17 protein-coding genes and 1 tRNA gene are annotated in these 19,149 nt (G+C 69.1%); 12 read left to right on the top strand and 6 right to left on the bottom strand.

What is annotated here, in order from left to right; translation table 11 throughout:
* The first annotated feature begins 516 nt into the window (after nucleotides 1–516).
* The 5 genes from KBI5_RS14765 (at nucleotide 517) to KBI5_RS26365 (ending at nucleotide 5,969) form a co-directional block, all read left to right on the top strand.
* Nucleotides 517–1,410, top strand: a complete 894-nt coding sequence (locus KBI5_RS14765; protein WP_133057039.1) for an aminotransferase class IV — start codon at nucleotides 517–519, stop codon at nucleotides 1,408–1,410.
* A gap of 103 nt (nucleotides 1,411–1,513) precedes the next feature.
* Nucleotides 1,514–1,885, top strand: coding sequence for a hypothetical protein (locus KBI5_RS14760; RefSeq protein WP_133057038.1), 372 nt, complete (start codon nucleotides 1,514–1,516; stop codon nucleotides 1,883–1,885).
* Nucleotides 1,886–1,904: 19 nt separating this feature from the next.
* On the top strand, nucleotides 1,905–4,649 hold the full coding sequence (locus tag KBI5_RS14755; protein ID WP_198537714.1) for an NB-ARC domain-containing protein: 2,745 nt from the start codon (nucleotides 1,905–1,907) through the stop codon (nucleotides 4,647–4,649).
* A gap of 59 nt (nucleotides 4,650–4,708) precedes the next feature.
* Entirely contained in the window at nucleotides 4,709–5,542 is an 834-nt protein-coding gene (locus KBI5_RS14750) for a WD40 repeat domain-containing protein (protein ID WP_198537712.1), read from the top strand.
* Nucleotides 5,543–5,828: 286 nt separating this feature from the next.
* The gene (locus KBI5_RS26365) at nucleotides 5,829–5,969 is read left to right on the top strand and encodes a hypothetical protein (RefSeq protein WP_157902516.1); all 141 of its coding nucleotides are present in this window, start codon (nucleotides 5,829–5,831) and stop codon (nucleotides 5,967–5,969) included.
* A 62-nt stretch (nucleotides 5,970–6,031) separates the two neighbouring features.
* On the opposite strand, the gene KBI5_RS14745 is transcribed toward KBI5_RS26365, so the two are convergent.
* A complete protein-coding gene (locus tag KBI5_RS14745; RefSeq protein WP_157902515.1) occupies nucleotides 6,032–7,087 on the bottom strand; it encodes a hypothetical protein in 1,056 nt (351 codons plus the stop codon).
* A 143-nt stretch (nucleotides 7,088–7,230) separates the two neighbouring features.
* Nucleotides 7,231–7,563 carry a hypothetical protein gene (locus KBI5_RS14740; RefSeq protein ID WP_133057037.1) on the bottom strand — a complete coding sequence of 111 codons (333 nt, stop codon included), beginning with the start codon at nucleotides 7,561–7,563 and terminating at the stop codon, nucleotides 7,231–7,233.
* A gap of 466 nt (nucleotides 7,564–8,029) precedes the next feature.
* On the opposite strand from KBI5_RS14740, the gene KBI5_RS28745 reads away from it, so the two are divergent.
* The 3 genes from KBI5_RS28745 (at nucleotide 8,030) to KBI5_RS14725 (ending at nucleotide 10,810) form a co-directional block, all read left to right on the top strand.
* On the top strand, nucleotides 8,030–8,368 hold the full coding sequence (locus KBI5_RS28745) for a helix-turn-helix domain-containing protein (RefSeq protein WP_347272508.1): 339 nt from the start codon (nucleotides 8,030–8,032) through the stop codon (nucleotides 8,366–8,368).
* An 891-nt stretch (nucleotides 8,369–9,259) separates the two neighbouring features.
* On the top strand, nucleotides 9,260–9,853 hold the full coding sequence (locus tag KBI5_RS14730) for a hypothetical protein (RefSeq protein WP_085015547.1): 594 nt from the start codon (nucleotides 9,260–9,262) through the stop codon (nucleotides 9,851–9,853).
* A gap of 72 nt (nucleotides 9,854–9,925) precedes the next feature.
* On the top strand, nucleotides 9,926–10,810 hold the full coding sequence (locus tag KBI5_RS14725) for a hypothetical protein (protein WP_085015546.1): 885 nt from the start codon (nucleotides 9,926–9,928) through the stop codon (nucleotides 10,808–10,810).
* 158 nt (nucleotides 10,811–10,968) lie between these two features.
* Here KBI5_RS14725 and KBI5_RS14720 read toward each other — a convergent pair whose 3' ends face one another.
* Together KBI5_RS14720 and KBI5_RS14715 are read right to left on the bottom strand one after the other, a co-directional pair.
* Nucleotides 10,969–12,222 carry a hypothetical protein gene (locus KBI5_RS14720; protein ID WP_116289921.1) on the bottom strand — a complete coding sequence of 418 codons (1,254 nt, stop codon included), beginning with the start codon at nucleotides 12,220–12,222 and terminating at the stop codon, nucleotides 10,969–10,971.
* A 203-nt stretch (nucleotides 12,223–12,425) separates the two neighbouring features.
* Nucleotides 12,426–13,319, bottom strand: a complete 894-nt coding sequence (locus KBI5_RS14715) for a recombinase family protein (protein ID WP_085015545.1) — start codon at nucleotides 13,317–13,319, stop codon at nucleotides 12,426–12,428.
* A gap of 318 nt (nucleotides 13,320–13,637) precedes the next feature.
* Here KBI5_RS14715 and KBI5_RS14710 point away from each other — a divergent pair, with 318 nt between their 5' ends.
* Complete coding sequence (locus tag KBI5_RS14710) at nucleotides 13,638–14,303, top strand: plasmid pRiA4b ORF-3 family protein (protein WP_198537711.1); 666 nt, start codon at nucleotides 13,638–13,640, stop codon at nucleotides 14,301–14,303.
* Nucleotides 14,300–15,730: an ISKra4 family transposase gene (locus KBI5_RS14705; RefSeq protein ID WP_085015543.1), complete on the top strand. Its 1,431-nt coding sequence runs from the start codon at nucleotides 14,300–14,302 to the stop codon at nucleotides 15,728–15,730. The genes KBI5_RS14710 and KBI5_RS14705 overlap by 4 nt, the downstream gene beginning before the upstream one ends.
* Before the next feature lie 489 nt (nucleotides 15,731–16,219).
* On the opposite strand, the gene KBI5_RS14700 is transcribed toward KBI5_RS14705, so the two are convergent.
* Nucleotides 16,220–16,292, bottom strand: a tRNA-Asn gene (locus tag KBI5_RS14700).
* Nucleotides 16,293–16,433: 141 nt separating this feature from the next.
* Between KBI5_RS14700 and KBI5_RS14695 the strand changes: the two genes are divergently transcribed.
* Both KBI5_RS14695 and KBI5_RS14690 read left to right on the top strand, forming a co-directional pair.
* On the top strand, nucleotides 16,434–16,745 hold the full coding sequence (locus KBI5_RS14695) for a hypothetical protein (protein ID WP_023841941.1): 312 nt from the start codon (nucleotides 16,434–16,436) through the stop codon (nucleotides 16,743–16,745).
* Nucleotides 16,735–17,220 carry a winged helix-turn-helix transcriptional regulator gene (locus KBI5_RS14690; protein WP_035734274.1) on the top strand — a complete coding sequence of 162 codons (486 nt, stop codon included), beginning with the start codon at nucleotides 16,735–16,737 and terminating at the stop codon, nucleotides 17,218–17,220. Before KBI5_RS14695 ends, KBI5_RS14690 begins: the two co-directional genes overlap by 11 nt.
* A gap of 319 nt (nucleotides 17,221–17,539) precedes the next feature.
* Here KBI5_RS14690 and gltX read toward each other — a convergent pair whose 3' ends face one another.
* Nucleotides 17,540–18,952: a glutamate--tRNA ligase gene (gene gltX, locus KBI5_RS14685; RefSeq protein ID WP_011437604.1), complete on the bottom strand. Its 1,413-nt coding sequence runs from the start codon at nucleotides 18,950–18,952 to the stop codon at nucleotides 17,540–17,542.
* Between the last annotated feature and the right edge of the window lie 197 nt (nucleotides 18,953–19,149).

Below are 19,149 nucleotides of genomic sequence, written 5' to 3'. Positions count from 1 at the left end.
TGCTGACCTAGCGAAACACCCGCAGAGGAGGTCGTCCCTTCGTTGCTGTGGCCCCCTCTGTCCTCCGCCGCGCACCTGGGCCACCCCCGCCTACCCCGGCCCCCTGGGGAAGGCGCCGAGGCGGAACGAGACTGCATCACCCCGGGTAACATCRCCGCTCTCCTGGGTGGCGCGCTGCGGTCCGCCTGACCCCTCAGCACCCAGCTGCTGGCCACGCATGGCGGCAGTTTGCCTCGCCAGGCGCGCGCACAAGCCAGCCACTAGCGCCAGGCTGCAGCCCTACAACTCAATCGATCACACAAAAGTCGGGCTGCTAGGCGAGCCAGCGCAGAGGGGTCCTCCCCACGCACCTGGGGGTGATCCGCCCGCGACGCGCCGAGCATTGAGCGCGGCGAAGTCCTCCCCACGCCCGTGGAGGGCAAGCAGGCGCTTGAGTTCGCGCTGGGGATCGACTGGTCTGCCACGATCCCGGTACATTCACTGCCGAACGTGTGGCTTCCCGGGGGGTGGGCGGCAATGACGACCGCTGGTGTTCCAGGCGCGGCTTCGGCGGGAGAGGCGCCGTCGGCGCCTTCTTCTGGGGTTTCCGGCCCAACGGCGGCGGCCGGGGACACTCTCGCGTTGGAAGCGTGGCTGCCGGGGCTGGGTCTCGCGGCCAGCGAAGACGAGGGTGAGCTTCTCCTGGCGGCGGATTCCTGGCTGGTCGCGGATGGTCGCGTCCGCGCCTTGGACCGCCATCGTGATCGTTTCCTCAACGCCTGTGTGAGCGCTCTGGGGCGTGCGGGGCAGGCGAACGCGGGCCTGGATGACGGAGAGCTCCAGGCATTCTGGACGGCGTCGATGGACCGTATACCGCGTGATGGTCAGTGGTTTCCGCGGGTTGAGCTGGTGGGGACGGTGGAGAGCCCACGGCTTCGCGTTCGGGTGCGGCGATGCCCGCCGCTGGAGACGAGTGCGCGGGTCTGGGCGGCACYGGTCCTTGACCCGCGCCGCTCGCCGCATGTCAAGGGCCCTGACCTGGGGCGCCTCAGCGATCTGAGGTTGGGGTTGGCGCCACAGGGCGCCGACGAGATGCTGCTGGCGACGGAAACCGGCCTGGTCATCGAAGCCTCGGTGTCGAGTGTGTGCTGGTGGGATACCGAGCGGCTGTACGCACCGGATCCGCGGTTGCGGGCGTTTCCCGGAATCACCCTGGGATTGGTCGTTGAACGGGCGCGGGAGATGGGCGTTGAGGTCCGTCATGTCCGCCGTCGGGTCGAGGACCTCGCCGGCTGCGAGGTGTGGCTGCTCAACGCCCTCTATGGCATCCGTTCCGTGTCCGAATGGCTGGGCGTCGCCGTCCAGCCCGGTCCCGCGCCCCGGTCCGCGTCGTGGCAGGCGTGGCTAACGAGTCTCGCCCGCCCGTTCTAGCACCCCTTCTCTCGACTACGGTCGCTACGCTGACAGTCAGCATCGGTCTGTCGTGGTAGTTCTGGGCGGAGAAGTGAGGGCGCACGTGCGGGGGGTGGTGCGGATGGACCCGGTAAGCATGATCATCGGAGCGCTGTTGGCGGGAGCCGGCGCAGGTGTAACCGAATCGGCGCAGTCGGCGGTGACCGGCGCGTACGCAGCGTTGAGGGAGCGGCTCGTCGGGTTCCTAAGCCGCGAGGGTCGACGCGATGCCGTCGATCGGTTCGAGGAGGATCCGGCGGGCGAGGAGGAGCGGTTCCGGGCGGAGCTGTCCGCCTCGGCGGCCCGCGAGGACGCCGAGGTGCTCGCTGCGGCACGGCGGGTCTGGGAGCTGGTGGACCCGGCCGCCGCTGCTGCTGGCCGATTCCAGGTCGATCTGCGTGACGCCAAAGGCGTGCAGGTCGGGGACGGGAATGTGCAGATCAACCGGTTCTGACGGCGGCAACGCCCCGGAGGTGAACGCTCCCGACGCTCGGGGACTGCAGGTCGGCACTGGCAACACCCAGATCAACAACTTTGGTGGGGACGCGCGGCGCGGCGTCCGCAGACCATGGATGGCACCCCAGCGCTCTGGTCCCGTTGTGCCGCGCCCGGAGCTGACCGCGCAACTTCTGGCCGCGCTGATCGCCGATGACGACCGCGCGGTGGGCGTGACGACGGCAGTGGAGGGCGCGGGAGGATTCGGCAAGACGACGCTGGCGAGCGAGGTCACACGCAGCCCGGAAGTCGACGCCCGCTTTCCGGGAGGACTGCTGTGGGTGACGGTGGGGGAGGCTGCCGCCGGCGCGGACCTCGCCGGGCTGGTTGGCGGTCTGGCCGCAGTGCTGTCCGGGCAGCACATCACCGAGTCCGATCCGATGATCGCCGGTGGCCTGCTGGGCAGTCTCCTCGACGAACGGGACCCGATGCTGCTCGTCGTCGACGACGTGTGGCGGCCCGAGCAGCTCGCACCGTTCCTGGTGGGTGGACGTACCTGCCGGCGGCTCGTGACGACCCGCACGGTGGGCGTGGTCCCAGCCGGCGGCCGGCGGGTGCTGGTGGACGAGATGAGCACAGACGAGGCCCTACGAACGTTGGCCGCGAACCTACCGTCTGACGACGTCGCGATGGCGGGGCTGCTGCGCTGGACCGGACGGTGGCCGGTGCTGCTCGGCCTGGTGAACGCCGCGTTGGTCGAACTTGTCAACGAGGGCGCGTCGGTTGGGGAGGCCGTGGCTTGGGCGGTCCAGGAGCTGAGCGCGACCGGTCCGGTGGCGTTCGACGATCCCGACGCGGTCCACGATCCGGCCTCGCGGTCCCACGCGGTGGCAGCCACCATGGAGGCCAGCATCGGCCTGCTGACCGAGGCACAGCGCGGGCACTACCTGGACCTCGCGGTATTCCCCGAGGACGCCGACGTCCCCCTCGACGTTCTCACACTGCTGTGGGCTGGAAGCGGACTCGCCGGCGCCCGAGTGGAGCGGTTCCGCCGTCGGCTGGTCCACCTACGGCTGGCCGTCGGGCGATTCGTCACGGGCCAACCCGCCCTGCGCCTGCACGACGTCCTGCGAAGCTACCTGCTGGTCACACTCGGCCCCGCCAGCGTCGCCGACGCCAACCACCGACTTCTCGCCACCGCCCGCGGTCTTCTGCCCGCCGCGGGCACGGGAGTCGTCCGCGCCGCGGATGATCCTGTCCCACTCACACCCTGGTGGGAGCTGCCGGGCAGCGTCGCAGGTGACTACCTTCGTCGCAATCTGGCCTACCATCTGACCGCCGCCGGCCTGACCGACGAAGCGGCTGCCACGGTCTGCGACCTTCGATGGATCGAATCGGCGATCTCCCGGTTCGGCTACCCCGTCGGGATCGAGGCGGACCTCGCCCGAGTGGGCACGCCGACCGCTGCGGCGTTGCGTCGCGCGGTGGGCCAGGCTGCGCATCTACTGACCCCACTCAGCCCGGGCGCATCGTTGGCGGCGACGCTCGCGAGCCGTCTCGCCGACGTCCCCGGCCTCGGCCGCATCGTGGCGGAGTATCGGTCCGGGTTCAGCGGTGTCCGCTTCGAGCCACACGGGCCGATGCCCGACCTCCCGCACCCCGCGCATCTGCGGACTCTCACCGRCCACACCGGCGGAATCACCATGGTCATGGTCTCCACGGGCGGCGGCCTCCTCGCCTCCGTCTCGGACGACACGACGGTCAGGCTGTGGGACGTCGCGACCGGCGCCAGCCGCACCCTGCGCGGGCACACCGATATCGTGGCCGCCGCAGCGCTGTCCCCAGACGAGACCCTGCTCGCCACCGGCTCTTACGACCGGACGGTCAGGCTGTGGGACGTCGTCACCGGAACAGCCCAGGCCCTCGCCGGCCACACCGACATCGTCGGCGCGCTCGCGTTCTCCCCCGACGGCGCTCTGCTCGCCACAGGCTCCGACGACACCACGGCCCGCCTGTGGGACGTCACGACCGGCGTAAGCCGCGTCCTCGGGGGCCACGACGGCGCCGTCAGCGCGGTGGCGTTCTCGCCAGACGGAGTCCAGGTGGCCACCGCCTCGACCGACGGCGCTGTCTCGCTGTGGGATGTGGTCGACGGGCGCCGCCGCATCCTTCCCGGTCACACCGGGGTCATCAGCGCCATCACGTTTTCCGGGGACGCGACGCTGCTCGCGACCGCCTCCCACGACAGCACCGTCCGGGTGTGGGAGGTCCGCGCCAACGCTCGCCATGCCTCCGCCGACCTGCCGGTCCGCGTCCTGGCGGGACACACCGATCTCGTGAACGCTGTCGCCTTCTCACCGGACGGGAGGCTGCTGGCCACCGGCTCCGGTCCCCACGACCGATCGGTCCGGCTCTGGGACGTCGCCATCGGCACCAGCCGAGTCCTCACCGGACACACCGGCGCCGTCAACACGGCACGCTTCTCCCGGGACGGGATGCTGCTGGCATCGGCCTCGGACGACGGCACCGTCCGCCTGTGGAACGTCCGTACAGGAGAAGGCCACGCGCTCACAGCCCAAGCCGACCGAGTGAACGCCATCGCGCTGTCCTCGGACAGCAGGCTGCTCGCAGCGGGCTCCAGCGACGGCACCGTCCACGTCTGGGACATCCCGACCGGCGTCCGCCACGCCCACACCGCGCGCACCGATCGGATCACCGCAGTCGCTTCTCCCCAGACGGCCACCTGCTGGCCTCCACCGCCAGCGACGGCACCATCCACCTGACCGATGTCACCACCCACGACAGCCGCACCCTCACCGGCCACACCGCTTGGGCCGGCTCAGTGGCGTTCTCTCCCGACGGCGTCATCCTCGCCTCCGCCTCCAACGACGGCACCATCCGGCTCTGGAACATCAGCACCGCCACCGGGACCGCCCTGACCGGTCACGCCAGCGGCGTGAGCATCGTCGTGTTCTCACCAACTGGCGACCAGCTGGCATCCGCCTCCGACGACGGCACCGTCCGCCTGTGGAACATCCCCACCGGCATCGCCCGCGCCACCAACCGCGTACTCGCCGGCCACACCGACTGGGTCAGCGCCATCGCGTTCTCCCCCGACGGCAGCCACCTGGCCACCGGCACGGGCCCCCACGACCGCGCGGTCCGGCTCTGGGACGTCGCCACCGGCACCAGCCGACTCCTCGTTCGCCACCACAGCGCCGTCACCGCCGTGGAGTTCCACCCGGACGGCACGATGCTGGCCTCCGCCGCCGAGGACGGCACGCTGACACTGACCACCATTCCGGCCGCCACCAGCCGCACCCTTCCCGGCCACACCGACCGCGTCAACGCCTTACGCTTCTCGCCCGACGGCGGCATCCTGGCCAGCGCCTCCACCGACCACCAAGTCCGCACGTGGCACATTCCTGACGGCACCGGCCGCGTTCTGTCCGGCCACACCGACCGCGTCAACGCCCTCACGTTCTCCCCGGACAGCAGCCAGCTCGCAACCGCCTCCGACGACAGCACACTTCGCCTGTGGGACGTCTCCACCGGCACGAACACCGCGGCGATCCGCACCGCCGAGAGCTTTGCCACCTGCGCGTTTCATCCAGTCATCCCGATAGTCGCCGCCGGAGGTCATGGCGGGACCTACCTCTTCAGCATTCGACGGTGACGGAAGAGTGACTGGGGTTCGGCCGGCGGGAATGGTGCGCCGAGGCGGCCTCCGCCGCCCGTCGAAGGGCCTGTTCGAATCGTGGCGCCCAGGTCAGACAACCGTTGCGCCACAGCCGACTCGGCTGGGCCGCCGGAAAAGGACCCGCCACCAAGCGGGCACCTCGCCGGCGGCCTACCGGGGCAACGCGCCGGACGGCGAACGTCGTCGACCCACGCGACCCTGGTGGTGGCGACGTGGGGGCGGCAGCCGTGGGAGCGGCGAGAATTTTCTCGACGACGGGTGGGTGCCGGATGGGGATCCGGAGTGGGAGCTGGTCCGGGACGTCTCCGACGCGCTGAAGGCCGGCGATCGTCTGGCGCTCGTCGTCGGTCTGGTGGTCGCCGTGATGATCGTGACCGCCGTCCTCGCCGTCACGCTTGCCTGAACTGGGGATGGTTCCGGATCGCCGACCCGGCGTCACGGGGCCATTCCCGCCCTGCCGTCCCGTCAGAAGTCCAGTTCGAACGGCGGGTCCGGATCGCCCGCCGTCGGCGGGGGCGGGCTGAGGCCGTCGGCTGGGGTGGTGATGTCAGGAACGTGGGCCGCGGCGAGGGCGGCTTTGGTGAGTTGTGATTCGGCGCCGTCAAGGACGACGGTGGAATGGCGGGCGAGGAGGGTGGCGAGGTCGGCGTCGGAGCGTCGCAGAGCTTCCTGCAGGGCGGCTGCTCTCACGTCGATGAAGCCATGGGCGGCGTCGAGGATCCGTACGGTGTCGCCTGTGACGGTCAGAAAGGCGGGTCGGGTGGCCGCGTCGCGTCGGAACCAGTCGAAGGCGGATGCGGGCAGTTCGGGGGAGTGGGGGTCGAGGGTGACGTCGAAGGAGTGGATCGGCCGGGCGGGCCTGTTCACCGCCGGTCCCAGGGGCCCGCGGGTCGTGGTGGTCAGTTCCCGCAGGGCGACGAGGAGTTCCTCGTCGGCCAGGGGAAGGTGGGCGGCGGTGCGGGCGGCGAGGAGGGAGTCGATCGTCGGCCAGGCGGAGCCGGCGATCGGTTCGACCTCGTGCGCGCGGATCCGGCCGCCGTAGGTGAGGACCGCCGGGGCGTTGGGGCCGTCGACCGCGGTGTCCGGGCCTTCCAGGGTGGGTTCGACGAGGCGTTCGGGGGAGGTCAGGGTGTGGTCGATGTGGTGGTGGCGGTAGGGGTGGCCGGGGAGGTCGTAGACGTCGGGTCGCCACACGTAGTGAAGGTTCCCGGTGTTGTCGCGTGCGGTGGTGATGGTGGTGCCCAGTGAGGTGGTTCCGTCCGTGACGCCGTGTGCTCGGATGCGGGTGCCGGGTGGGTACGGTGGCACCGGGATGGCGAGCGCTGTCTGGAGGGCGGCGAGGTCGTCCTGGAGGAATGTGATCTGCCGCGCGGTGTAGCCGCGGGGGGCCCGTTCCCAGGACAGCAGCTGCCCGGCGAGGCGGCGCAGGGCGTCGTCGGACAGCGGGTCCACGGTTGTCAGGTCGAGGTCGTCGCCGGCGAGGATGATGCGGCCGTCGACCCAGACGCGGTAGGTGCCCATGGTGCCATCCCGGCCCTGGAGCAATGGCAGTGTCGAGGATGTCCAGCCGGTACCGGTCGTTCTCCCAGCTCCGCAGAGGTGGCACGGCGTGCAGCATCCGGCCGTACGTCTGCGGGCCGGACCGCGGCGTGTGCACCTGGTGATCATCGCGCCCGGGTGGCCAGGCTCGAGTCGTCGGGCAGCACGCCGGCGGATTCGACCGGGACGTCTGCCCGGGCCGGCCAGGTGAAGGACGAGGAGGTGTCGTCCGCGTGCAGCGCGAGGTGAACGTCGCGGGGCAGTGGGAAGCCGAGCCCCTCCTCCACCTGCCACGTCGAACCGCGGACATGGCCCTGCGGGGCGCCCTCGGTCGCATCGGGCCCCAACGGCTGGTAGAACGCGACGACCTGGTTGTCCGGGGACGGTTCCCGAAACAGACTCCAGTACCCACCGGCCGTCTCCACAGTGACGCTCACCGACGACGGCAGAGGCGGCACCACGGCGATCATCGCCCCGCACCGAACGAGGACAGCGGACACGGCTGCCGGTCACAGAGACTCACGACCGATGAAGTGCAGACGCCCCGACGACCGGAATACCCGCAGCGGCGGACTATCGAGCGAAAGGGCGACATCGTCGAGCACCCGCACGGCCGGCCGTTGGCCAGGCTACGTGGCGGGGAGCCCCAGCGCCGCTGGCCGTGGAGATGTCCGTGACGTCATTGCGAGGACAATTCCGGGGACGAACTGCGGCGGCGGCGAGCAGGGTCGAGAGCCGCGCCATGCGCCCGCGAGAATGACCGGAAGGATCTCGGCGTGATTCTTGCCGGGCTGCTCGATTCTCGAGGTGACCTTGGTCTGGGGCGTCGGAGAGGTGCCGCGTTGGCGGGCGACCGGCGTGTCGGGCGAGCAGCCATGCGCAGCGACAGCCGGTGCACCGTCTGCGCTGCACATGTAGCTATGGGTGAGATGYTGCGCCCATCGGCCTGTCCGGTCTTCCGCGGTCCGTCCTCGGTGCGCTTCACCCTGGGCCGGGACCGTCCCGGATCTGGCGGGTGCGCATCCAGAGGGAAGGGGAGCGTGTGCTGTGGCGGACATCAGCGAAGCAGCGGGAGGACCTGATCGTCCTTCCCGGCTCTGGGGGACCGGCGAACTCTCTGATTTCCTGGGAGTCTCAAAGTCAACCATATATAAGTGGCGCGCCGAACGTAAGGGGCCCCCGGGCGTGCGGATCGGAAAATACATAAAATGGCGCGAGGAAGATGTTCATCGGTGGTTTGAGGAGCACCGCGATGACTTCTAGTACTGCAGTACAGTCGCAGGGATCTTCGTATGGCTGCAGTTGGAATGGCCGATCGCTGGGCTGCGCGGATCCAGGTTTGGTAGTAGGGGCCGTGTGTCTGGTGGCGGCAGTAGCTCGCGGCTGGCCGATGAGTGCGGGCGGGGTGGGCGCGTAGTAGCCCGAGCTGAGGAGTGRCTGAGGGGTAGCCGGTCCCAGGTCGGCTCGGCCGCTGTGGCGAGCGCCCTTCCCTCGCAGCGGTGCGGAGACCGGGACAAACCGTGGGAGGCTACGCCGCGCTTGCCATATGTCCGGCCGGCCGCCGACGAACCCACCCATACGCCGCAGTCGCAGCTCGTAGCTATTAGTTCCCGACGCGTCGGGAACCCTAGTCAGGACAGCCCCGGAGGCGAGTCCGCCATCTTGCCGTTCCCGGCACGAGCCAGCGGGAGCGTCCACAGAAAGCGAGGCCCGGCCATGTGCCCACTCTTCCGCCATCCGGAGCCGACGGTCGAGGAGCAACCCACCGATCTTCCTTCGCGCGGATCTCCCGACCTACAGATCGACCGGCCGCCGGTTGGCTACCAGTACGCGGCACTTGCTGCGGATGGTTCCCATGTGCTGGCTTATGACTCGAGCTGGATCTGGCGACTCAGGACGCAATGGCTGGAGCCGGACCCGCCGAATCCCGGCCAATGGAATCTTGGCAGCGATGAGCGCCGCATCCAGTATTTTCCGGAGGAGCCAGGCGGTTGGATACTGAGCCTTCGAAGCACGACCGCCGGGGAGTGGGGGGTCTCGAAGACTCTCGATGGCTGCGTGAGCTTGTGGCAGCTCCCGCCGGAGAGGAATGATTTTGACACTTYGTACCCTCCGTCCGGCCGCACTCTCGACCACATCGCCTTCGGATCTTCTGTGGTCAGGTTCAGCCCCGACTCCTCGCTTCTGGCCATAGCCGGGGCGGACGTCAGAACAACAACGGTTGCTGACCGCGGAGAAGAGGCTCGCATTGACCGCTATAAGCCTGTGCTCTTCGAAGGCGGAATCACGCACTTTTCGGACTGCGCCTTCACCCCGAATGGCGACGTAGTCCGCGCCATCGCCCGTGAAGGCCTGTTTTCGTGGGACCGGGCCACCGGCGAGTTCACACATTCACCCTGGGAGGTCGGCGGCGGAATGCAGAGCGCGGCGCTCTCCGAGAATTCAAGCATGGCCGCTTGGGGAACACGAGGCGGCCGCATACTGGCCGTCGAGACGAGCAGTCTCGAGCCGGTACGGGATTCCTACGTCGGGGACGACAAGGTCTGGCCGGTGGCGCTGGATCCGTCCGGCCACCGAATAGCATTCTGGTGCACCGGGAGGGTCCACGTTCGCGACGTTGAGAGCTGGTCGAACCTGACCACCCTCACCGACGTTCAAACATACCCGAGCCTGCACTTCTCGGGCGACGGCAGCTCGTTGCTGGTAGCCGAGGCCTGTCGCATAAGGCTCTGGAATATTGGCCGGTGACGCGGGCGGTACCGGGTCGCAATTCATTCTCAAGAGAGTCCGTCCCACCTCCGAAAAGAAGGTCGAATTCACATGAAACTGCGGGAAGACCGGCGCCCGAATCGCACCGCCACGGTTTTTATCCTGCTTGCCGCAGCCGTCCTGGTCGCCGCCGGCATATTCCTGGTGTATTTCCTGTCCGACAGCGTGCCGGCCGCAGCGGCTGGCGCATTCGTTCTCGCAGGTACGGCGACCGCCGCCATCAACCACCTGGTTCCGGAGCTCCTCGGAAAGATCGCGCGGGGTCTCCAGGTCCCGACCTACCTGAATATCGCGGTCGAGCTCAACCCGATGAAGATATCAAGCTTCTCGGACGATTCGCTGGACTACCTATTGCCGCGCACGGCAGATCTGACCAGCCCGCCCGGGTCGGACGAGGATTTCTACGCCCTGTGCTCGTCCGCCGGCGGCGTCCCGGTCGGCCGCAGTAGATTCAGGATTTCTCTCGAGGGAGCCTCGCCGGACGGGACCGTGCTTCTCACCGGCCTTCGGGCTCGGATCCTGGCACGAGACAAGCTGCCCGAGTGTGGTATTCCGGTCCGCCGGCCGTCGGCCGGCGAGGTGGACGTCCGGCACGTGCACATAGACCTCGACGACGCGGAACCCGTGGCTCGTTGGTCACGGACGCCGGGCGGCACACGGAAGGGAATCAACTTCACCCTAGCCAAAGGCGAGGTCGAGGTCCTCGACATCGTGGCGACCGCCAGTCGGGATCTGATCTCGTGGGAGGTCCAGTTGAACTACGTGGCCCACGGAAAGAACGGGTCTGCCGTGGTCCCGGTGGGTACCATGCAGACTGCGGGCRTCCAGCCGCAGAGATGGTACGAGTGGCTGCCGGGCTGCTGGAGTGAAGTTGGCGCCGACGAGGGGGTCCTCGCGGTCGAGTGCAAGGATCCCACCCCGGTCGCACTCGTTTAGCTCGCCTTTCGACAAATCCGTGGCTCCCGGGTTCCGCAGTTCGTGGTCACATGGCGAAGATCGCTGATGTGAAGTTGCAGGTAGAGGGCGCCCGGGACAAAGCGTGGGAGGCTACGCCGCGTTCATGATCGGTTCGGTGGCTTCCCGATCGGCACCGGTCAGGTACGGCGTTGCCACCAGCGGCTCTTTGCGCCTGCGGGAACTGACGGGTCCGTTGGTGTCGTGGCGGCAGGGGTCGCTGGGGTGATGTCCCGGCCGAGGACGGCTGTGCGGATGGCGGCCCAGTCGCTGAGGCGCCACCAGTCGAACAGGTGGCGGGTGCTCAGGACAGTAATCTGCAGCGTGTCGACGAACTCCTGCCGGGTGTAGACCTCGATGTCGCGTTCCGAGGGGTCGAGTTTGTGCTGGTGATTGACGATCAGAACGCCGCCGGCCACTGGGCGCTCGGGCCGCAGCTGCGGCCATGTGTTCAGATGCCGTTGCAGGTCAACGACCAGATTCTCCGATGGTCTGCCGCCGGCGCTTTTGATCTCGACGAGGCGCCATGGACCCGTGTCGTCCAAGCTGACAAGCAGGTCGGCTGACTTCGTGGCGCCCAGTTCCAGGTCTAGATCGACCACGTGCATTCCTGCGGCGGTGAGCACTGCGTGTACGGCATTTACGAGCGGGGTGCCGGAGCCGTATAGCAGTCCGTGCCGGAGCGGTTCTGCCTGCGCTTGGGCCGCGAGTAGCTGCTGCTTGAGCCGAAGTTTCTCCTCGGCGTAGTGTGCCTCTAGGTCGGCTAGTTCCTGGCGGGCGACGAGTTCGTCGCGGGTCTGCAGGTCCGGATCGGCGAAACGCGGTGATCGGGCCCGGCGCAGGGCTGTCGGGGCGAACTGGGGCAGGGCGTGTTGCATCAGCCAGTCGAGCACGGTGTTCCAGTCGATGCCGTCCGGCAGGACGTACCAGCGCTGACGTCCGTCTGGGGGTACCCAGGCTCCGGCGACCGGCTCGCCGAGGTTGTTGACCAGAATCGGCTCCAGCCGGCCTCGCGACATGAGGCGTGTCACCCCAGCAGGGCCGACCCATTCCGCGCTCATGTCCCGCAGTTCCAGTGCCCACCACGGGGCGGTGGGTGGTCGGTTGCGCAGTCGCAGGGCGAGGTCCCGGTCGGCCGGCCCGAGTTCGGACGCGAGTTCCAGTAGGGGGCCGGTCGGCAGTCTTCGGCCCGTGACGGATCTGGGCAGAATCCCACCACCGACGGGGATGCTGGCGCTGTATGAAGACAGCGGGCTACGGGGATGATCATCATCAGTGTTGCCGATCAGTGAGACGACCAGGGCCATCTCGCCCCGGCGTTCCGCGCCTGCGAGGAAGCGCCGGCGTTCATCGGCGCTCTGGCCGCTGAAGGGTCCGGCAGGCTCGATAGCCACCACGCAATCGCTGGTCTCCATGCCCAACCAGCGTGGCTGCAGTCCGTGCCTTTGCCAGTCAAGGTTGCCCGGCACCCGCGGCGCCGCTTCACGGCGCTCCCGCCGATCGGGCTGCGCTGCACGCGCCCGCAGCTGTTGATCGTCGTCGGAGCCGGGCTCCGGCTGTCCGACGTGAACGGGCACCAGGCCAGAAGAGAGGGTGCTCACCGGGCCGCTGCCGAGGGTGTCGCGTTGTCGGCGAGGGCCCGGTACAGGGACGCGACCGAGGGGTGCTTGCCGGCGTTCTTTCCGGTCTTGATGGTGAGTTTTCCGGCGATCTTGGGCATGGGGATGCCGCGGTCCTTGAGCGCGCGGGCGAAGACGAGCATGTCGTCGTCGATGACCTTGGGCCGGCCGCCGTGGTTGCCGCGGGCCGCGGCGGTCTGCTGGCCTTCAAGGGTTTTCTCGCGGATGTAGTTGCGGTCGAGTTGGGCGGCGACGGCAAGGATGGCGAAGAGCATGGAGCCCATGCCGTGGGGGTCGTAGATCCCGGTGAGTGGGCCGGTGAGCAGTTCGAGCTGGAGGCCGTCGGCCTGCAGGGCGGCGGACATGGTCATCAGTTCGGCGGCGTTGCGGGCGAGACGTTTGAGTTCGTGGACGGTGAGGATCACCGGCTGGTCCGGGGCGGCCTGTTTGATGTCGCGGGCCAGCCGCAAAGCGCCCTCGAGTTCGGGGCGGACCTTGATCCGGGTGCTGATCTTTTCGGAGAAGATCCGTTTGCAGTATGCGGCCTGCAGCGCCTCGATCTGGCTGGCGAGGTCCTGCTGGGCGGTGGAGCAGCGGGCGTAGCCGATCCGGATCGCCGTCGCGGTGGGCGCAGGGGTAGGTGCCGTCGTGGTCGGCGGGCGTGGTGTCCAGGGCCGGCCGGGGCCGCGGTCGTCGGGCACCGTCACGTCCAGCTCCTCGCGCAGGGAGGGGACGAGGGTGAAGCGGGCGGTGTGGTACTTCGTCGCGGTCCTCCCGCCGCGGGTGCGGCACGGGCTGCCGGCGGAGGCTTCGCACTTCGGGCAGTCGTGACGTTCTACGGCGTCTGCCGCTTGATCGGGCGCCAGCTCCATGCGATCAGTCTCTCAGAAGTGCCTCGCAGAACCGTGGAGTTGTGAGAGGTTTTCTGCGAACAAGAATCGGGGCGAAACGGACACAGTCCGGGGGTGTCGCAGAACTCTCGCAACTGGTCATTTATGAGAGACCGAACGGACGGTCACCAGGTCGGCCCRCCCGGACGCGGCGGCTATCGGGAGGAACTCCGCAGGGGACGCCCAGGCTGATCACATAGTCGCGTTCCCGTCATGGGCCTCGGCAAGGAAACCTCCGCCCGCCGCCGTTTCGGTCGGGGGCGTCGGGTCCGCGGACTGGCAGGCGGGAYGATGACCTACGTGGCCGAGGACGCACCGCACGCATCCTCGCCGGCGGTGTATCAGCTACGGGTGGTGCTGGCGGGGATCAGCCCGCTGATCTGGCGTCGGCTGCTCGTGTCCGACCAGACGAGCATCGCCGGGCTGCACGCGGTGCTGCAGGTCGCGTTCAGGTGGAGCGATGAGCATCTGCACCGGTTCACCATCCACGGCGTCGAGCACGGGCTCGGCCGGCCCGGCGCCGCCGGGTTCACCCGTGACGCCCGGCGGATACGGCTGGCCGAGTTCGGCCTGCGGGTCGGTGAGCGGTTCGTCTACGAGTACGACTTCCATGACGCCTGGCGCCACGACATCCGGGTGGAGAAAATCCTGCCCGCCGACCCGGGCCGGCAGTATCCGGTCTGTATCGCCGGTGCTCGGGCGGCGCCGCCGGAGGACTGCGGCGGGCCAGCTGCGTTTCTGGCCCTGCGCCAGACCTACTCGGCCTACGCGGTCGCCGCCCGGATGGCCGAACTGCTCGCGCCGTTACTCGAAGCGGACGGCGACGACCTGGTGGGCGAGCACCTGGCCGACCACCGCGAGGAACTCGCCACCCTGCTGGCCTGGAGCCGGATCGACAGCTTCGACCGGGCCGCGGTCAACCACGCCCTGCACACCCACCCGGCCCTGGGAGGCAGCCCACCATGAAGGTCACCGTTCAGGTCGTCATCGACCGCGAAGACGGCACCGCCCCCGACGTCCACGAGGTCGGCGTGCTCGAGCGCCAAGACCTCACCCCGGCGAGCGCCGGGCTACGAGTCGCCGAGGCCCACCAGGTCCTCGCCGGTGTACAGCAGCACCTGTTCGCCGGACAGGTCGACACCGCGCTCGCAGCCCAGGCCCGCTGCCCGGGCTGCGGCCGTGCCCACCGGCACAAGGACAGCCGCACGATCGTGCTGCGCTCCTTGTTCGGGACCCTGCACCTGCCCAGCCCCCGCTGGTGGCGCTGCCCCTGCACCGGAAAGGCAGGCACGTTCAGCCCGCTGACCGCCCTGCTGCCCGAGCGCGTCACACCGGAGCTGATGCGCTGGGAGGCGACATATGCCGCACACACCTCCTACGAGGCGGCTGCCGAGCTGCTCGGACAGGCGTTCCCGCTGGGCCGGCACCTGCACGCCGCCGCGGTACGCCGCCATGTCGAGCAGGTCGGCGAACGCCTCGATGGCGAGCTCGGCGACGAACGGTTCGCCTTCATCGASACCTGCCCCGCAGACTGGGCCGAGCTCCCCCGCCCCGACCTGCCCCTGGTCGTCGGGATCGACGGCGGCTACGTCCACTCCGCCCGGCAGACTTCGCGCCGTGACGGCTGGTTCGAGGTCATCGTCGGCCGCTCCACCCCCACCGGCGGCGGGCCGGCCAAGTGCTTCGCGTTCGTCCAGACCCACGACCGCAAACCCAAGCGGCGGGTCTACGAGACCCTGCGAGCGCAGGGGATGGCCGACAACCAGCAGGTCACGTTCCTGTCCGACGGCGGCGAGGACATCCGCGACCTGCCGCTGTACCTCAACCCCCAGGCCGAACACCTGCTCGACTGGTTCCACATCACCATGCGCCTGACCGTCCTACGCCAGACCGCCAAAGGCCTCCCCGACCTGGGAGACAAAGAGGACGGGCCGGCCTGGATGACCGCCGCCCAGGTCGACAGCGAGCTCACCCGGATCAAGTGGCTGCTCTGGCACGGCAACACCTTCCGCGCCCTCCAACTCGTCGACGGCCTGCTCGCCGACCTCGACTGCCACACCGATCCCGGCCCCGAACGGCAGCTGCTCGCCAAGAGGCTGGCCGAGTTCCGCGGCTACATCGACGCGAACACCACCCGGATCCCGAACTACGGCGAACGGCGCCGCTGCGGCGAGGCAATCTCCAGCGCGACCGCCGAATCCGCCGTCAACCAGATCATCAGCAAACRCATGGTCAAGAAACAGCAGATGCGCTGGACACCCCGCGGCGCCCACCTGCTACTGCAGGTCCGCACCCGCGTCCTCAACAACGACCTGGACGCCGACTTCACCCGCTGGTACCCCAGCGGCAGTCCCGACCACGAAACCACCGAACCGATCATGAGGGCGGCGTAGCCTYCCACGCTTTGTCCCGGTCTCCGGTGCCTGCTTGCTGCCGGGGGTGAACGAGTCGAGCCAGGGCGCGGTCTGTCGGGCAGGAGGCCGGCCTACGCCCTGGGCGTGCCAACGGGCGAGGGGCACCGTCTCGGTGGCGGCCTCGTCCTCATGGCCATCGGCCGGCAGGACTTCAAATGCCAGTGCGGCAACGCTGGCCGTCAGATCCTGGGTTCCAGTGATCTGTATCACTCTTGGTGTCGCGGCTACTCGTGCGGTCTTTCGTACGTGGGGCGACCTTCGCGTGTGACGGCTCACATCTGGCGGGCTGGAGGATCTCGCGTCGATCACCCTGCCGCGTCTCGGATCCCCTGATCGGCATGGTGAGCGCCGAGCCACTCCTGATCATCATGAGTACAGGGGCGGTAGGGTGCACCCACCTTTTCTGTGGGTACTCTGTGGAAATGATCAACAGGTGATCGCCGATCAAGGCGGTGACCTGGGCGTGAGCTCCCGCGATAGGACTCGAACCTATAACCTGCCGGTTAACAGCCGGCTGCTCTGCCAATTGAGCTACGCGGGATCGGGTGCCGTGCATCTGACGTCGTCAGCCTACCTGAGGTTCGGGCGGTCTTGGACGTGGGGTAGGAATCAACCCGACGGCACAACGTCAAGCGGCCGGCGGCCATCCGCCTGCACGTCCCTCGGTCTCCTGGGAGGCAACATGCGTATCAGGCCCAGCGTCATCCTGGCCCTCGGTCTCGGATACGTCCTCGGCGCCCGGGCCGGCCGGGAGCACTACGACGCCATCATGCGGCAGGTCCGTGACCTCCAGGAGCGCCCGGAGGTCCAGAGCGTGGCGGGACTCGTCTCCGCGCAGGCGGCCACCGTCTACCAGAAGGCCCGGGACCTGCTTGGTGCCCATGCCGGGCAGTCCGCGACCAGGCTGTTCGCTCCCCTCGGCTCGCACAGCTCCAACGGTGTCGGATCCAACGGTGTCGGATCCAACGGCGTCGGTTCGGTCGGTGCCCGCTGATCGAGGCACCCTCGCGCCGGAGACCCCGGAGACCCCGGAGACCACCGATGAGCGGTCCCGGCGGGACATGCCGATGAGGCAGGCGAGGCCGAACGGGCCGGGACGACCGCACGCCTCCGGTCATCCCGAGACTTCGGACGGCGCACCGTCCGCCCTCGCCGGTCTTGTGGACCTGTTGGGTCGGCGTTTCGCCCTCGCCGTCTACTGGAACCTGCGCGGGACGGCCCTGCCGTTCCGCGCGCTCGTGGCGCGGCTCGACGCGCCGCAGGCCCAGGTGACCCAACGCCTGCGGGAGCTGCGCGAGGCCGGCCTCGTCGAGGTGGACGAGGTCGGCGAGTACCGGCTGACCGCGCACGGCCGTCGCCTGCAGGGAGTGCTGGAACCGCTGGCGGCCTGGGCGGACGACTGGTCCGGGYTGAGCCCGCGCCAGCGCACGCCCCGAGGATCAGCCACCCAGGGTCACGGTGAGCCCTAAGTTCGGTGGACTCCCGCTTGGCGGCAATATCCCGACATCGCGGAATGATCACTATCGAGAGGCATCTCGTGACGGCAAGATCACAGCTTGTCTTGAGCTCGTTTTAAGGATCTCTTAGGCCCAGCGGGGTGTGCTGGTCCTTGTCGCCCGGCTGGCGAACTGAAGCAGCCTCATCCACCAGAGGTAACCCCGGCTTCTGGTGGGTCTCCCCAGCCCGGGTCGCGGCCCGTCCCAGCCGCGACCCGGGCTCAGCCCTGCCCGCCGCGCGAAGCCGTTGTGGACCGGCGTGCGCGCGAGGCTGTCGTGGACCGGCGTGAGGTCAGCCGCCGGTGAGCCGTTCCCGCGCTTCGGCAAGCCGCCGCAGGGTGGTCTCCCGGCCGAGCGCCTCCAGCGACTCGAACAGGGGCAGTCCCACGCTCCGCCCGGTCACGGCGACCCGCACCGGTGCCTGCGCCTTGCCGAGCTTGAGACCGTGCCGCTCGCCCACCTCGGTGAGTCCGGCCTTCAACGTCTCGGCTTCCCACTCGATCTTGTCGTAGAGGTCGTGGACGTCGGCGAGCAGTTCCGCCGCCGGCCCCTTCATCGCCTTGGCCCAGGCCGCGTCGTCGATCGGTGCCTCCGGCAGGAAGAGGAAGTCGACCATCGGCACGATCTCCGACAGCACGGAGACCCGGCTCTGCGCCAAGGGGGCGAGGGCTGCGAACGCGTCCGCGTCGAACGCGGCCGGCTCCCACGGCGCGGCCGGCGCCGAGAGCCAGGGCCGGACCGCCTCGATGAACTCCGCGACGCTCAGCCGCCGGATGTACTCACCGTTGAACGCCTTGAGCTTCTTCTCGTCGAAGAACGCCGGCGATGGCTTCACGTCGGCAAGGTCGAAGGTGGACTCGATCGTTTCCCAGGGCACGATCTCGTCCTCGCCGGGCGGGGCCCAACCGAGCAGCATCAGGTAGTTCTTCATGGCGGCGGGCAGGTATCCCTCGTCCCGGTAGGACTCGAGCGCCACCTTGTCGCGCCGCTTCGACAGCTTCTGGCGCTTCTCGTTGACGATCACCGGGACGTGCGCCCACACCGGCGGCGCGTCCGCGCCGAGCGCTGCCCAGAGCAGCTGCTGCTTAGGGGTGTTCGACAGGTGTTCCTCACCCCGGATGACGTGGGTGATCCCCATCTCCAGGTCGTCAACGACGTTGGCGAGCAGGAACACCGCCGACCCGTCGGCCCGCGCGACCACGAAGTCCTCGATGGTCTCGTTCGGGAACTCCGGCGTGCCGCGGATGAGGTCCTCGACGATCGTCACGCCGTCGTCCGGCGTGCGAAAGCGCAGCGCCCGGCCGGGACCCGGGGCGAGCCCGCGGTCCCGGCAGAATCCGTCGTAGCCGCGCTGCGCGTTGCCGGTGCGTTCCGCCAGGGCCTCGCGGGTGCAGTCGCAGTAGTAGGCGAGACCCTCGGCGTGCAGCCGTTCGGCCGCGGCCCGGTGCCGGTCGGCGCGCGACGACTGYAGCACCGGACCCTCGTACCCGCCGGGGCTGATGCCGAGCCAGTCCAGCGCGCTGATGATGCCGTCGGTCCACTCCGGCCGGTTGCGGGACGCGTCGGTGTCCTCGACGCGCARCACGAAGTCGCCGCCGGCGCGCCGCGCGACCAGCCAGTTGAACAGCGCCGACCGCGCCCCACCCACATGGAAGATGCCGGTGGGAGATGGCGCGAATCGAACCCGTACCCGCCCAGATCCCATGCCGCGCAGCGTACAGCGGATCTCGACGGGCGAACCGGGCGTGGGCCGATGGTGACCGGCCGCGGAATCGGTCTCCCGGGCGGCCGGCTACGCCCCTGCTCAGCCGAGGAGGTCGAGGGGGGTGGTGGGTTGGTGGGGGGTGTGGGGGGTGGTGGTGAGGTGGTGGCGCCAGAGGGTTTCGGCGGCGTCGGGGTCGT

This window comes from Frankia sp. KB5 (assembly GCF_002099325.1).
Classification (GTDB): Bacteria; Actinomycetota; Actinomycetes; order Frankiales; family Frankiaceae; genus Frankia; species Frankia casuarinae.
The sequence above is the reverse complement of the archived record's forward strand: the minus strand, read 5'-3'. Positions and strand labels throughout refer to the sequence as shown.